General features: G+C 71.6%; 13 protein-coding genes. 7 read left to right on the top strand and 6 right to left on the bottom strand.

What is annotated here, in order from left to right; genetic code table 11:
* Positions 1-15: 15 nt before the first annotated feature.
* On the bottom strand, positions 16-756 hold the full coding sequence (locus ACWD4G_RS18860) for a bifunctional DNA primase/polymerase (protein ID WP_451294709.1): 741 nt from the start codon (positions 754-756) through the stop codon (positions 16-18).
* A 285-nt stretch (positions 757-1,041) separates the two neighbouring features.
* Positions 1,042-1,680 carry a TetR/AcrR family transcriptional regulator gene (locus ACWD4G_RS18855; protein WP_451294707.1) on the bottom strand — a complete coding sequence of 213 codons (639 nt, stop codon included), beginning with the start codon at positions 1,678-1,680 and terminating at the stop codon, positions 1,042-1,044.
* Positions 1,681-1,819: 139 nt separating this feature from the next.
* Between ACWD4G_RS18855 and ACWD4G_RS18850 the strand changes: the two genes are divergently transcribed.
* Positions 1,820-2,014 carry a DUF6243 family protein gene (locus ACWD4G_RS18850; protein ID WP_451294705.1) on the top strand — a complete coding sequence of 65 codons (195 nt, stop codon included), beginning with the start codon at positions 1,820-1,822 and terminating at the stop codon, positions 2,012-2,014.
* A gap of 109 nt (positions 2,015-2,123) precedes the next feature.
* On the opposite strand, the gene ACWD4G_RS18845 is transcribed toward ACWD4G_RS18850, so the two are convergent.
* Positions 2,124-2,498, bottom strand: a complete 375-nt coding sequence (locus ACWD4G_RS18845; protein ID WP_451294703.1) for a hypothetical protein — start codon at positions 2,496-2,498, stop codon at positions 2,124-2,126.
* A 115-nt stretch (positions 2,499-2,613) separates the two neighbouring features.
* On the opposite strand from ACWD4G_RS18845, the gene sigJ reads away from it, so the two are divergent.
* A complete protein-coding gene (gene sigJ, locus ACWD4G_RS18840) occupies positions 2,614-3,585 on the top strand; it encodes an RNA polymerase sigma factor SigJ (RefSeq protein WP_451294701.1) in 972 nt (323 codons plus the stop codon).
* Positions 3,586-3,922: 337 nt separating this feature from the next.
* Here sigJ and ACWD4G_RS18835 read toward each other — a convergent pair whose 3' ends face one another.
* A complete protein-coding gene (locus ACWD4G_RS18835) occupies positions 3,923-5,038 on the bottom strand; it encodes a small ribosomal subunit Rsm22 family protein (RefSeq protein WP_451294699.1) in 1,116 nt (371 codons plus the stop codon).
* 100 nt (positions 5,039-5,138) lie between these two features.
* Between ACWD4G_RS18835 and ACWD4G_RS18830 the strand changes: the two genes are divergently transcribed.
* Positions 5,139-6,119, top strand: coding sequence for an aminoglycoside phosphotransferase family protein (locus ACWD4G_RS18830; RefSeq protein WP_451294874.1), 981 nt, complete (start codon positions 5,139-5,141; stop codon positions 6,117-6,119).
* 127 nt (positions 6,120-6,246) lie between these two features.
* On the opposite strand, the gene ACWD4G_RS18825 is transcribed toward ACWD4G_RS18830, so the two are convergent.
* Positions 6,247-7,281 (bottom strand): Gfo/Idh/MocA family protein, encoded by a 1,035-nt coding sequence (locus tag ACWD4G_RS18825; RefSeq protein ID WP_451294697.1) that lies wholly within the window; start codon positions 7,279-7,281, stop codon positions 6,247-6,249.
* Between the two features lie 76 nt (positions 7,282-7,357).
* Here ACWD4G_RS18825 and ACWD4G_RS18820 point away from each other — a divergent pair, with 76 nt between their 5' ends.
* A complete protein-coding gene (locus ACWD4G_RS18820; RefSeq protein WP_451294695.1) occupies positions 7,358-8,728 on the top strand; it encodes a multidrug effflux MFS transporter in 1,371 nt (456 codons plus the stop codon).
* Positions 8,729-8,796: 68 nt separating this feature from the next.
* Here the strand turns inward: ACWD4G_RS18820 and ACWD4G_RS18815 are convergent, their stop codons facing one another.
* Positions 8,797-10,458 carry an alkaline phosphatase D family protein gene (locus ACWD4G_RS18815; RefSeq protein ID WP_451294693.1) on the bottom strand — a complete coding sequence of 554 codons (1,662 nt, stop codon included), beginning with the start codon at positions 10,456-10,458 and terminating at the stop codon, positions 8,797-8,799.
* Positions 10,459-10,613: 155 nt separating this feature from the next.
* Here ACWD4G_RS18815 and ACWD4G_RS18810 point away from each other — a divergent pair, with 155 nt between their 5' ends.
* The 3 genes from ACWD4G_RS18810 (at position 10,614) to ACWD4G_RS18800 (ending at position 14,096) form a co-directional block, all read left to right on the top strand.
* The gene (locus tag ACWD4G_RS18810; RefSeq protein WP_451294691.1) at positions 10,614-11,378 is read left to right on the top strand and encodes an SDR family oxidoreductase; all 765 of its coding nucleotides are present in this window, start codon (positions 10,614-10,616) and stop codon (positions 11,376-11,378) included.
* A gap of 489 nt (positions 11,379-11,867) precedes the next feature.
* Complete coding sequence (locus tag ACWD4G_RS18805) at positions 11,868-13,370, top strand: ABC transporter permease (RefSeq protein ID WP_451294689.1); 1,503 nt, start codon at positions 11,868-11,870, stop codon at positions 13,368-13,370.
* Positions 13,371-13,406: 36 nt separating this feature from the next.
* Complete coding sequence (locus ACWD4G_RS18800) at positions 13,407-14,096, top strand: ABC transporter ATP-binding protein (RefSeq protein WP_451294687.1); 690 nt, start codon at positions 13,407-13,409, stop codon at positions 14,094-14,096.
* Positions 14,097-14,126 lie beyond the last annotated feature (30 nt).

The raw sequence follows: 14,126 nt of genomic DNA, 5'->3' as shown, positions 1-14,126 counted from the left end.
GACCGTCCGGGAGATTCAGCCGCGTAGGGGCCAGGGGGCCGGCTGGTCGGTGGCGTGGCGGGCGCAGGCGTCGGTGAGGGTTTCGAGGAGGGTCAGGGGGTCCGGGAGGGGGTGCTCGGGGCCTCGTACCCAGTGGACGGTGAGGTCGCCGGGGAGCCGGGCCGGGGGGACGAGGACATACGAGCCCCGGCAGTGCCAGCGCAGGCCCGGATGCTCGTCCATGGTCTCCGGGTGGCAGTCCAGCTCACAGGGCCACCACTCGTCCTCGTCCTCCGGCGTACCCCGGGTGAGGGTGAAGAAGAGCAGCCGTCCCTCACCGGACTCGGACTCCTCCTCGGCGACCGGCCCGACGTCGATCCCGGCGGCGAGCAGCCGGTCCAGGGCTTCCCGCCCGGCCTCGAACGGTACGTCGAGTACGTCGTGGACCATGCCGGTCGCGGTGATGAAGTTGGCCTCCGGCTGGTGCCGGGCCCACCGCTCGATCTGGGCGCGGTCGGTGGTCGACTGTGTCTGCCAGGCGAACGACACCGGGTGCCGCGCGGGGGTCGGACAGCCGACGCGGTCGCAGGAACAGCGGTAACCGGACGGGTACGCGGCGGGCGCCAGCGGCAGCCCGGCAGCGGCGGCGGCGAGCAGCAGCCCCTCACGACCGGCGTCGTCGGCGGTCTCCTGCGGCGGGCGGCCTGTGCGGCGGGCGCGCAGCCACTCGGAGATCCTGCCCTGCCGGCCGGTCCGGCCGCCGAACGTCGCGCTCATCTATCGCCTCGCCTCGCTGTGGTGCGGACAGCATGCTCCATGGTCCCACCATCCTGCGCTCCGGGTGGCCAGAGCCCACATCCGGGGTAGGTGGGGCGATGCCGGAGCCCGGACAGGGATGGTGGGCCATTCCATGCTTTGGCGGGATTTTCGGACCGCGGTGATCGACCGCGATCCGGGCGCCGGGGCCCGCCCGGTCGGATTTGTCACACCTGGCGGCGCCGGGAGCGCCGGGGAGCGTCCGACGGCGGCCGGCGGCTGCGGGGAACGGGGACCGGCCGGTGCTCAGCGGGGGGCGAGGCCGTGCAGGGCGTAGTCGACGAGGGTGTCCGTGTACTCGTACGAGAGGGGCCCGCTGCGCTGGAGCCAGCGCTGGGCCAGCGGTGAGACGAAGAGTTCGAGGGCGATCCGCGGGTCGAGGTCGGGGCGTATGTCGCCCGCCTCCTGGGCTGCCCTCAACCGGCGGACGTAGAACTGCAGTTGGGGTTCGAGGAGTTTGGCCACGAATTCGGCGCTCAGCTTCTCGTCGACGAGGCCGGCGGCGGCGAGGGCGCGCGAGGGTGCCTCGAACTTCGGATCGAGGAGTTCGTCGACGGTGGCCCGCAGGACGCCCTTCAGGTCGGCCGCGAGGTCCCCGGTGTCGGGGATCGCGTACTCCTCGGGCTCCTGACCCGGCGCGGCGGCCTCCGCGGCCTGGTCCTGCAGATCGAGGAACGCCTCCAGCAGCACCTCCGCCTTCGAGGACCACCAGCGATAGATCGTCTGCTTCCCGACCCCGGCGCGCGCCGCGATGCCCTCGATGGTCGTCCTCTGGTACCCGACCTCGCCGATCAGCGCGAGGGCGGCGTCGTAGATGGCACGGCGGGACTTCTCACTGCGCCGGGCGGAGTCGGGGGCGGTCTTCGCGGGGGTCTGTTTGGCCATACCCCCGAATTTAACAGGTTGACAAGACGCTGCGTCTCGCCTGACGCTGGTATGCGTACGGGACGAGACGGATCGTTTCGTCCCGAGGTCCATCGATCGAGAGGAGACGGACCCCATGTCCCGAGGTGGAGCCGGAAACATGCTGGGAGTCGGGGGCACCCGCAGCAACCTGGGCCGCAAGGCCCTACGAGCCGGCCGGAACAACGACCGCGTGGGCGGCGCCCCCGACCCCCGGGCCCAGAAACGCGAACTGCTGCGCAAGCTCCAGGAGAAGCAGGCGCGGGCACAGCAGCGAGAGCAGCAACGGGAGGAGCGGGAGGAACAGCGGGAGTAGCCGGTCCGGCTCGGTCCGCCCCGGGTCGCGTCGAGCCGCCCCGGTCCGGGCCGCGTCGGTCCGTCTCGCTCACCGTCGGTCCCTCTCGCTCAGCGTCGGTCCGTCTCGCTCAGCGTCGGGCCAACGCCAGCAGGCTCAGGCCGAACATCAGGACGCCCAGGGGGAGATGGACCGACGGGACGTGCGCGATGCCGAGTACGACCTGGAGCGAGGCGAGTGCGAGGAAGCCGGACGCGTGCCCGATGGGCCGGGACGAGCCGCCGCCCGGCTTCCACGCCAGTACCGCCGCGAGCACGTACAGCATCGACGCCCCGTACATCACCCGTGCTCCGACGCTGTGCGGGGTCTCGCCGTAGGACGAGGTCAGCAGCAGCCCGGCGGAGACCGCCTGGAGGAAGATGGTCAGGGTCTGCAGGGCGATCGCGATCCGCAGGAACGATGCGCCGCGCCGCGCGTTCGCCGTCGTCGTCACCTGAGTGGCCATGTCACAGTCCCCTTGTCCGCCTTCGGGCAGCGGCCCTCCGGCAGTGGATGGATAAGGTCTCACCGGTTCGACGACGCGGGCCCGCGAAAGGTAAGGCGAGGGGGCGGCCGGAAGCATGGGGACTGTGGGGACCGGCGCGGACGGGACGGTCGGTGAGCGACGTCAACTGGTCAATGTCGCCTACCGGTTGCTCGGTTCGGTGACCGAGGCCGAGGACGCCGTACAGGACGCCTACGCACGCTGGTACGGGCTGCCGCGCGGCCGGCGGGAGGAGATCGACTCCCCCGGCGCCTGGCTGACGACGGTGACCTGCCGTATCTGTCTGGATCTGCTCGGCTCGGCACGGGCCCGCCGTGAACGCTATGTCGGCGCGTGGCTGCCCGAGCCGCTGCCCGACCGCACCGAGTGGGACCACGCGGGCGGAGCCGCCGCCACCGGCCCCGGGGACCCCGCCGACCAGATCGTCCTGGACGAGTCGGTGACCATGGCCTTCCTGGTGGTCCTGGAGTCGATGACGCCCGCCGAGCGGGTGGCGTTCGTCCTGCACGACGTCTTCCGGTACCCGTTCGCCGAGATCGCCGCCGTTCTCGACCGGACCCCCGCCGCCTGCAAGCAGCTGGCGGCCTCCGCCCGCCGCCGGGTGAGCCTCGCGCGCACGCCGGTGACGGCGTCCGGCCACGCCGAGGTGGTGAGGCATGTCAAAGCGGCGTGGGAGGCCAAGGACATCGCGGCCCTCGTCGGCCTCCTCGACCCGGCCGCCGTGATGACCGCCGACGGCGGCGGCCTGGCCGGCACCGTCCTCCGCCCGGTCGAGGGCGGCGCGCGCATCGCCCAGTACATGGTGGCCATCGCCGACAAGGCCCCGGGACTCGAACTCCTTCAGCGGTCGGTCAACGGGCTGCCCGGCCTGGTGGCCCAACGGGCCGGCGTCGTCATGACCGTGGCGTCGTTCGACATCTCCGCCGGGCGCGTCAGCCAAATCTGGGCGATCCGCAACCCGGAGAAGCTACGGCCGTGGGCGTGGCCGGGGGGAGGGACGGGGGCGGGGACACGGACGGGGACGGCGACGAGGACAGGGACGGGTTAGGCCCGCGCCGGGGACAGGGGCGACGAGCACCGGGACGGGGCCGGTGGCAGGGACGGGGACGGCAACGAGCACCAGGACGGGCCAGGCCCACGCCGGGGACAGGGGCGACGAGCACCGGGACGGGGCCGGTGGCAGGGACGGGGACGGCAACGAGCACCGGGACGGGCCAGGCCCGCGCCGGACGTGGGTCCCGATCATTGTCAGTGGGGCCGGTGGGCCAAGTGGGCGGCAGCTGCACGGCGGTTGTGCCTCTTCACGTCCGGCCGGACCGTCTGTGACCCGTGGGCCGCTCCAGTCCTTGATCGTCAACCCCTTGGTCGTCAACCCCCGGGTCGCTCTAGTCCCGGTCGTGGTCCCCGGCCGGCGGCGGCCAGGCGTCGCCCCAGTCGGCGTCGCGGGCGGCCCGGTAGAGGCGGCCGTGGCGTTTGGTGACGGTGGTCCGGGTGAGGACGGGCTCGGCCTCCCCGAATCCGGCCCCGATCCCAGCACCAGCTTCTGTCCTGGCCTCCGTCCCGGCCTGCGGCCCCACCCCGGTCTCCATCCCGGCCTCCGGCCCCACCCCGGTCTCGCAGAGGTCCAAGAGGACCTGGCCCTTGCGGATCTGGGGCTTGCGGATGATGCGGGCGGGGGCCGGGGTCGGGGGGAAGCGGGTGGCGGCGACGTAGCCGAACTTCTCGTCCTCGTACGCCAGGGAGCCGCCCTTGACCTGCCGGTGCAGGGAGGAACGGCTGACCCGGGCGGAGAAGTGGCACCAGTCCTCGCCGGGCACGATGGGGCAGTCGGCGCTGTGCGGGCAGGGCGCGGCGACATGGAACCCGGCCCGGATCAGACGGTCGCGGGCCTCGATGACGCGGGCGTAACCGTCGGGGGTGCCCGGCTCGATGATCACCACGGCCTGGGCGGCGGTCGCGGCGGCGTCCACCACGGCGGCGCGGTCGGCGGCGGTCAGCTCGCCGAGGACGTACGACACGGTGACGAGATCGGTGCTCTCGATGGTGAGCGCCGATCCGATACGGGAGCGCTGCCACTCGGCGGCCTTCAGCTCCGGGTTCGCGGCGGCGATCTCCCGCCCCAGCGTCAGCGCGGGCTCGGCCCAGTCCAGTACGGTCACCGGCCGCTCACCGGCCCAGGTCGCGTTCACGGCCCAGGTCGCCGCGCCCGTACCCCCGCCGACATCCACATGGCTCCCCGGCGCCCACCCGGGCACCGCCGCCGCGAACGCCTCCAGCGCCGTACCCACCGCCTCGAACGTCGCCGGCATCCGATACGCCGCGTACGCCACGACATCCGAACGGTCCCGCAGCACGGGTGCGTCCGTCGGCGTCCGCCCCCGGTAGTTCGCGATCAGCCGCTCCACCGCCTGCGAGGCCGCCTTCGGCGGCAGCCCGTCGAGAAGCCGGGCGAGGGCCGCGCGGAGGGTGTCGGCGGGGGCGGTGGAGAGAGGGGCGTTCACATGGTGATTCTACGAGCGGGCGAGGGGTCGTCCCGCTCGTCGTACAGGGTGGGGGATACAGGCGGGGGCGTAGGGTGCGGGGATGATCGAAGGGGGCCTGATGATCGACGTACCCGACTCGTTCGTACGGACCACGGTCGGGCGGGAGGGCGAGCCGGGGGCCGCGTGGCTGGCCGAACTGCCGGGAATCGTGGCGGAGTTGCTGGAGCGATGGGGGTACGAGCCGGACGGGGAGGTCCTGCACGGGGGCGTCGGGCTGATCGTCCCGGTACGGCAGCGGGGCGATGGCCGCGCCGCCGAGGCCCCCGAGGAGCCCGGCCCGGCCTCCGCCGCCGTGCTCAAGGTGTCCTTCCCGCACCCCGGCAATGTGCATGAGCCGGACGCGTTCGAGACGTGGGGCGGATGTGGGGCCGTACGGCTGTACCGGCGGGACGACGCGCGGTTCGCGATGCTGCTGGAGCGGGTACGGACGTCGACGTTGGCGGAGTCGGCCGACGAGGACGAGATCGTGACCGTCGCCGCGCGGCTCAACCGGCGGCTGGCCGTACCCGCGCCACCCGGTCTGCCCCGGCTCCGGGACCGCGTCGACGGCTGGGCGGAGGAGCTTCGCACGGACGCCGCCGAGCTGACCCACACCCTGTCGCGCGACGCGGTCGACATGGCCCTGGCCACGCTGCGCGAGCTGGGGCACGACCAGCCGGAGACCGTCGTCCACGGCGACCTCCACGCCCGCAACATCCTGCGCGCCGACCGTGAACCCTGGCTGGCCGTCGACCCCAAGGGCTACGTCGGCGACCCGGCGTACGACGGCGGCACCCTGCTCAAGTCCCGGGCGCTCAGCCTCATCGAGGCGGACGACCTGCGCGAAGCCGTCCACCGGGTACTGGACCTCTTCGCCGAGTCCGCGGAACTCGACCCCGTACGCGTCCACCGCTGGGCCCAACTCCACGCCGTCCAGGCCGCCTTCCACGCCCGCCGCCACGGCTTCCGCGTCGCCCGCACGGGAGCGCGGCTCGACTGGATCACCGAGTTCGTGGACCACTTCGTGGGGCTCCTGACGGAAGGGCCCCGGATGCGCTGAGCCGTCACCCGGCTAAAACGAACGAACCTTCGCTCACGAGCACCTGACCCGGGCTAAACGAACGAACCTTCGTTCACCGCCGCCTCCCCCCGGTTAGCCGCCTCCCCCAGTTAGCCGCCTCCCCCGCTTAAACGAACGAACCTTCGCTCACCAGCTCCTCCCCCGGATACCGCACCCCGATCCGCTCCCGCACCGCGTCCAGGGTGCGCATCACGGCGAGCGTGCCGTCGAGGGGGACCAACGGGGACTCGGTCTCGCCGGCGCGGAGGGCCCGCATGACCTCCCTCGCCTCGTGGCGGAAGCTGTTGCGGGGCCCGTCGGCGGGGTCCGCGGCGAAGGATTCCGGGTCCCGGCCGGGGCGGTGGAGGACGAAGCGGTCGGCGGTGAAGAAGCCGTCCGGGATGTCGATACGGCCCTCGGAGCCGGTGATCGAGGCGGTGGTGCCGGTGTCACCGACGAGAGAGCAGTGCACCGCGGCGATGGCACCGCTCTCCCACGAGAGCAGTGCCCCCGTCTGGAGATCGATGCCCTCGTCCGAGAGCACCGCCCTCGCGGTGACGTCCGAGGGCTCCCCCAGCAGCAGCTGCGCGAGCGAGATCGGATACACACCGAGGTCGAGCAGCGCGCCCCCGCCCTGCGCCGGGTCCCGCAGCCGGTGCGACGGCGCGACGGGGCCCACGAACCCGAAGTCGGCCCGCACGCTGCGCACTTCGCCGATCGCGCCGTCCCGGACCAGCCCCGCGAGCCGCCGTACGACCGGGTTGCAGTACATCCACATGGCCTCCATCAGGAACCGTCCGCGCTCCTTCGCCAGAGCGACGAGTTCCTCGGCCTCCCGCACGTTCAGGGTGAACGGCTTCTCGCACAGCACATGCCGGCCGGCCTCCAGACACAGCCCGGCGGCGGCCCGGTGCGCCGAGTGCGGGGTGGCGACGTACACCACATCCACGTCCTCGTCCTCGGCGAGCGCCCGCCAGTCGCCGTACGCCCGGGGTATCCCGAACCGTTCCGCGAACCCCTTCGCCGACTCCTCGCCGCGCGAGGCCACGGCCACGACCTCGGCGTCCGGCAGATCGACGAGATCGGCGGTGAAGGCCGCGGCGATCCCCCCGGTCGCCAGAATTCCCCAACGCACGGGTCGTTCGTCGTTCGCCATGGCCATTCCGCTCCCGTTCCCGCTCTGCACGCCGTACGAGCTGAGAGCATAGGTTGCGGACTCGACGAAAAGGGAGGGGCACATGCCCGAGGGGCACATACCGGGCTCGGCACCGGCCGAGCGCGGTCACGGACACGTGCAACCGCCGCCCGGCGATCACACCCCCACCGACACCAGCCTCCGAGGGCCCCACCCCACCGGCGTCCGTCCCACCGGCGTCCACCCCACCGCCGCCCGCCGTGCCGGTCTCCTCGTCACCCTCCTCCTCGGCGGGCTCACCGCCACCCCGCCCCTCGCGATGGACATGTACCTCCCGGCGCTGCCGGAGGTCACCGACTCGCTGCGCGCGCCCGCCACCACCGTGCAGCTCACCCTCACCGCCTGCCTCGCCGGTATGGCCCTCGGCCAGTTGCTGATCGGCCCGATGAGCGACCGCTGGGGACGTAGGCGCCCCCTGCTGCTCGGCCTCGCCGTCTACGTCGTCGCCACCGTGCTGTGCGCGCTCGCGCCCACCGTCGAGACGCTGATCGCGTTCCGGCTGGTGCAGGGCCTCGCGGGCTCGGCCGGGATCGTGATCGCGCGGGCAGTCGTCCGCGACCTGTACGACGGCGAGGCGATGGCCCGTTTCTTCTCGACGCTGATGCTGGTCTCGGGGGTGGCCCCGATCGTCGCGCCGCTGATCGGCGGTCAGATCCTGCGGGTCACGGACTGGCGGGGCGTGTTCGTCGTGCTGACCGTGATCGGGGTCGCGCTGATGGCGGTGGTCTGGGCGAAGCTCCCCGACACGCTCGCCCCAGCCGACCGCCACGGCGGCGGCATCGGCGAGACGTTGCACGCGATGCGCGGACTGCTGACCGACCGGATCTTCATGGGGTACGTACTCGCGGGCGGGTTCGCCTTCGCCGCGCTGTTCGCGTACATCAGCGCCTCCCCGTTCGTGATCCAGGAGATCTACGGCGCCTCCCCGCAGACGTACAGCCTGCTCTTCGGCGTCAACTCGGTGGGCCTCGTCCTCATGGGCCAGATCAACGGCAGGGTGCTGGTGGGCCGGGTGAGCCTGGACAAGGTGTTCGCGGTGGGCCTCGTCATCGTCGCCGTGTCCGCGACCGCGCTGCTGCTGATGACGCTGGGCGTCTTCGGCGAGGTGGGTCTCGGACCGATGGCGGCGGCCCTGTTCGTACTGATGTCCGCGATGGGCATCACCCTGCCCAACACCCAGGCACTCGCCCTGATGCGAGTACGTCACGCGGCGGGCTCGGCGTCGGCCCTGCTGGGCACGTCGTCCTTCCTGATCGGCGCGATCGCGTCACCACTGGTCGGCGTCGCGGGAGAGGACACCGCCGTCCCGATGGCCGTCGTCCAAGTCACCGCGACACTCGTCGCCGCGGCCTGCTTCCTCGCCCTGTGCCGCCCCTGGAACAGACGTACGACACCGGAGGGCGTCGAAAGCTGAACCCCGCTGTCCGTACGGCGGCTGCCGCGCCCCGATGGTCGCGGGCGCGGGCAGCCACCGCCTCCCCCTCACACCTGTGTGAGCCCCGGCTTCCCCGCCTCCAGCGCGAAGGCGCCCACCGTCGTGATTCCGGCACCCTGGGTCGTCACATACGGGACGGCGCGGAATTCGGCGCGGGCCTGTTTGCGGCCGAGGGCGACCGCCACATAGCCACGGCGGCCCTGGTAGAAGCGCATATGGGGGTTGGCGGTCGTGTAGGTGGACCAGTTCGTGGGGCGGTCCGTGCCGTCGCCGCCGCTGCTGATGGAGGTGGCGACCAGTTCCGTGCCGACCGTGCGGGACGAGGGGTCGTCGAAGTCCTGTTTGAGGTCGTAGGCGTAGGCGTTGTGGACGTCGCCGGTGAGGATCATCAGGTTCTCGATGCCGGCGGCGTCGGCGCCGGCGAGGACGCGGTCGCGGGAGGCGGAGTAGCCGTCCCAGGAGTCCATGGAGAGCTTGTAGTCGGCGGTCGTGGCGTTGCGGCGCTGGGCGAAGGTGACCTGCTGGGGGACAACGTTCCACACGGCGTCGGACTTGGCCCAGCCGTCGAGCAGCCAGCGTTCCTGCGCGGCGCCCGTCATCGTGCGGGACGGGTCGGCGGACTCGGCGGTCGGGCGCTGCCAGCCGTCGCCGTTCGCCTGGTCGGAGCGGTACTGGCGGGTGTCGAGTATGTCGAACTGGGCGAGGCGGCCCCACTGGAAGCGGCGGTAGAGCTTCATGTCGGGACCGCTCGGTTTCTGCGGGGTGCGCAGCGGCTGGTTCTCCCAGTACGCGCGGTACGCGGCGGCCCGGCGCAGCAGGAACTCCTCCGGGGGTACGTCGTTCTCGGGGATGCCGTCGGCGTAGTTGTTCTCCGTCTCGTGGTCGTCCCAGGTGACGACGAAGGGGTGCGCGGCGTGGGCGGCGCGCAGATCGGGGTCCGACTTGTAGAGGGCGTACCGCAGTCGGTAGTCCTCCAGGGTGGTCGTCTCACGGTTGAAGAGGTCGGGCAGGACGCGGTCGGTGTACGCGCGTCTGCCGCCGGCGGAGTTCACGGCGTACTCGTAGAGGTAGTCCCCGAGATGGAAGACGACATCGACGTCCTCCTCCGCCAGGTGCTTGTACGCGGTCCAGTAGCCGTCGTGGTACGCCTGGCAGGAGACGGCGGCGAAGGAGATCCCGGTGTTGGTGCCGAGGTGGCCTCGGCCGGGGGCGGTGCGGGTGCGGCCGGTCTCGCTTATCCAGGTCCCGGTGCGGAAGCGGTAGTAGTACTCGCGGCCGGGGTCGAGATAGCCGACCTCGACGTGGACGGTGTGGTGGAACTCGGGGTGGGCGGTGGCGGAGCCGCGTCTGACGATCCGTCGGAAGTTCGCGTCGTGGGCCAGTTCCCAGCGGACGGTGACGCGCTGGGCGGGCAGTCCGCCGTCGGGCTGGTACGGGGCCGGGGCGAGCCGGGTCCACAGCAGTACGGAGGCGGGCAGCGGGTCACCGGAGGCCACGCCCAGGGTGAAGGGGTTCTCGGTGATGGCGGCGGCGGACAGCTGGGCGGCGGCCGCGGTGCCGGCGGCCGGGAGGTTCGTCGCGAACGCGAGCGCGGCGGCGGCACCGGTGACGGTGAGGAAGCGGCGGCGGTCGAAGTGGCGTGCGGCGGCGCGGAGTTCGGGCGAGTGCGACGGACGGGACGGCGTCGACCTATGGGCTGCGAGTGTCATCTGGCCCTCTCCTGGCGGTAGTTGTCCTTGGCATTGGAGTGGCCAGGTTCGACGATCTTGTGTCACCCGCACAACGGGCGGGTGGCGGACTGATGAGTTCCGCATGGCGTGGCCGAGGGTCGGGGGCCCTCCCTCACGCCTTACGCTGCGGGCCCATGAGGACCAAGCAAACGAAGATCGCGATCGTGACGGGTGCGGGCTCCGGCATCGGCCGTGCCGTGGCCGTCGAGTTGCTGCGCGGCGGCTGGTCGGTGGCGCTCGCGGGACGCCGGGAGGACAAGCTCGCCGAGACCGCGGTCGAGGCCGGGACCGGGGTCCGGGACGCTCCGTGCGTCCCCACCGACGTCTCACGCCCCGAGGACGTCGACGCCCTGTTCGAGGCCGTGCGCGAGCGGTTCGGGCGGCTGGATCTGCTGTTCAACAACGCGGGGACGTTCGGGCCGGGCGGGGTGCCGGTCGAGGAGTTGCCGTACGAGGCCTGGCGTCATGTCGTGGACGTCAACCTCAACGGGGCGTTCCTGTGCGCGCAGGCGGCGTACCGGCAGATGAAGGAGCAGGACCCGAGGGGCGGCCGGATCATCAACAACGGCTCGATCTCGGCGCACACACCCCGCCCGCACTCCGTCGCCTACACCGCCACCAAGCACGCGATGACGGGCCTGACGAAGTCGCTGTCGCTGGACGGGCGGCCGTACGGGATCGCGGTCGGTCAGATCGACATCGGCAACGCGGCGACGGAGATGACCGAGCGGATGCGGAAGGGCGTTCTCCAGGCCAATGGGGAACTCATGCCCGAGCCCGTGATGGATGTGGCCGATGTGGCGCGCACGGTCCGGTACATGGCGGAGCTGCCCCTGGAGGCGAACATGCAGTTCGCGACGGTCATGGCGACGACGATGCCGTACGTGGGCCGGGGCTGAGCCACCCCGCGAGCGGCACGGGGAGCGGGGCCGACCCACCCGCCACCGGCGGCGGCGACGTTCGTCCACGACTCAACTTGCACAAACGGAGGCTGTTACTCCGGTCCATTCGGGCACGTGAACGGCATATGCTCAACACCTCCTCCACAAGAGCTTCACACTTGGGGGAGGCGGCTCCACCGACCACACCGAGGGGGGAGGTGGCGGCCGTTCCGTGTTCCGGATGGGGGCGGACCTCGCGTGGGACCGCGAGGTAAGCACCGGGACATGGAACGGCCGCCCGCCGTACCGCTCTTCTCCGGGTGGTATTCCAGCGGCTTTTCCTGGGAATGGGCCCGCAGCAGCCTAGGAATTCGCTGTCTTATCGAAATCTGATGTCGGGCCCCTCTTTCTCAGGCTTCACACATTTCTTATTCACGCCAGGCCAACAGTTCCTCCCTACTTTGTGGCCGCGCCCACAGCGGGCGCCAAGAACCTTCGAGGAACGGGATGTTTGGCATCTATCTCAAGCGTGAGCTGGGCCGGCGCAAGAAGGCGGCTCTGGTGATCGCCCTGGGTCTGGCGCTCGGAATCGCGCTCGTCATCACCGTCAACTCGGTCTCGGCGGGGATGCGGCAGGCGCAGGACAAGGTCCTCCAGTCGCTCTACGGTCTGGGCACCGACATGACGGTCACCAAGGCTAGAGAGGCCCCCTCCGAGGGCGAGGACGGTGAGCAGCAGGGCGGGCCCCGGTTCGAGTTCGACGCCACGGCCAACGGCGACGGCGAGGAGCAGAGTTCGGACCGGGTGATGACCCAGGGCGGACAGACCCTGAAGTCCTCGCTGGTCACCAAGGTCGCCAAGCAGGACGGGGTCGCCGAGGCCGTGGGCGCCCTCAGCCTCAACGTCATCAAGGTCGACGGCTCCTTCACCCAGGGTGAGGCCCGGACCGACGACACCTCCTCCACCCAGCAGCAGGGCCAGGGCGGTCCCGGTGGCGGCCAGGGCGGCACCACCGGCGGCCAGTCGCAGCCCCGTGTCGAGGGCGGCGGCGCCTCCTTCGGCGTCAACAACTACTCCGTCGCCGGTGTCGACGTCACCCACCAGGACCTCGGCCCCCTCGCCACCTCGAAGATCACCAAGGGCAGCACGTTCACCGCGTCCCAGACCAACGCCAAGGTCGCGGTGCTCAGCACGTCGTACGCCAAGGAGAACGAGTACACCGTCGGCGAGAAGATCAAGATCTCCGGCACCAAGTACACGATCATCGGGATCGCCACCCCCGACAGCGGCGAGTCGACCACCGACGTCTATCTGCCGCTGAAGCAGGCCCAGACCCTCGCCGACTCCGCGAACACCGTCACCACGATCTACGTCAAGGCCACCGACTCCCAGCAGATCGACGCCGTGAAGTCGACGATCCAGAAGAACATCTCGGGGACGACGGTCACCACGTCCGCCGATCTCGCCGAGACCGTCTCCGGCTCCCTGACCACCGCCTCGAACCTCGCCACCAGCGTCGGCAAGTGGCTGTCCATCGCCGTGCTCGCCGCCGCGTTCCTGGTGGCCGCGCTGCTCACCTCCTCCGCCGTGTCCCGCCGGGTGCGCGAGTTCGGCACGCTGAAGGCGCTGGGCTGGCCGAGCCGCCGGGTGACCCGGCAGGTCGTCGGCGAGTCCATCGTCAACGGGCTGCTCGGCGGCGTCCTCGGTATCGCCCTCGGCCTCGCCGCCGCCTACACGGTGACCGCGATCAGCCCGACCCTCCAGGCCGAGCTGGGCAGCACCGGCGGCGGCATGGGCGGCGGTCCCGGCGGGGGCGGCCCGGGCGGCGGTGGCGCCCCCGGCCAGCAGACCTCCAACGCCCTGGAGATCGCGCTCTCCGCGCCCGTCTCCCTGTCCACCATCGCGCTCGCGGCGGGCCTCGCCATCGCCGGCGGACTGATCGCCGGGGCCATGGGCGGCTGGCGGGCCTCCCGGATGCGCCCGGCGGACGCCCTGCGCAGCGTGTCGTAACCGGCCCAGCCCCTCAACTCACCCAAGGACCAACCCATGTACAAGCTCAGCGGCGTCACCAAGCGCTACTCGCGGGGCAAGGAGACGGTCGAGGCGCTGCGCGGCATCGACCTCGTCATCGAGGACGGCGACCAGCTCGTCATCCAGGGCCCCACCGGTGGCGGCAAGTCCACCCTGCTCCAGATGATCGGCGGGCTGGACCGCCCCTCCTCCGGCAGCGTCGAGCTGGACGGCGTCGACCTCGCCTCCATCAGCGAGGCCAAGCTGACCCGGCTGCGCGCCGAAAAAATCGGGATCATTTTCCAATCCTTCAACCTCATCCCGACGCTCACCGCCCAGGAGAACGTCGAGACCGCGCTCGTCCCGCTCGGCGTCAAGGCGAACGAACGGCGCGAGCGGGCCGCCGAGGCACTGCGCTCGGTGGGCCTCGGCGAACGTCTCGGGCATGCCCCGTCCGAGCTGTCCGGCGGCCAGCAGCAGCGGGTGGCGATCGCCCGCGCCCTGGTCAAGGAGCCGAAGGTACTCCTCGCCGACGAGCCCACCGGCAACCTCGACGAGGGCACCCGCGACGAGATCATGGCCCTGCTGGAGGGCCTGTGGCGGGACCAGGGCCTCACGTTCGTCCTGGTCACCCATGACTCGTCGATCGCCAGGCGCGCGCCCCGCCTCGCCACCATCAAGGCGGGGCAGCTCACACTGACGGAACAGGAGCAGTACGCCTCCTGACGCGCCGTCCGAAGAGCGCTGTTCCGGTGC

The sequence above is a fragment of the Streptomyces sp. NPDC002643 genome, assembly GCF_053592555.1.
The sequence above is the reverse complement of the archived record's forward strand: the minus strand, read 5'-3'. Positions and strand labels throughout refer to the sequence as shown.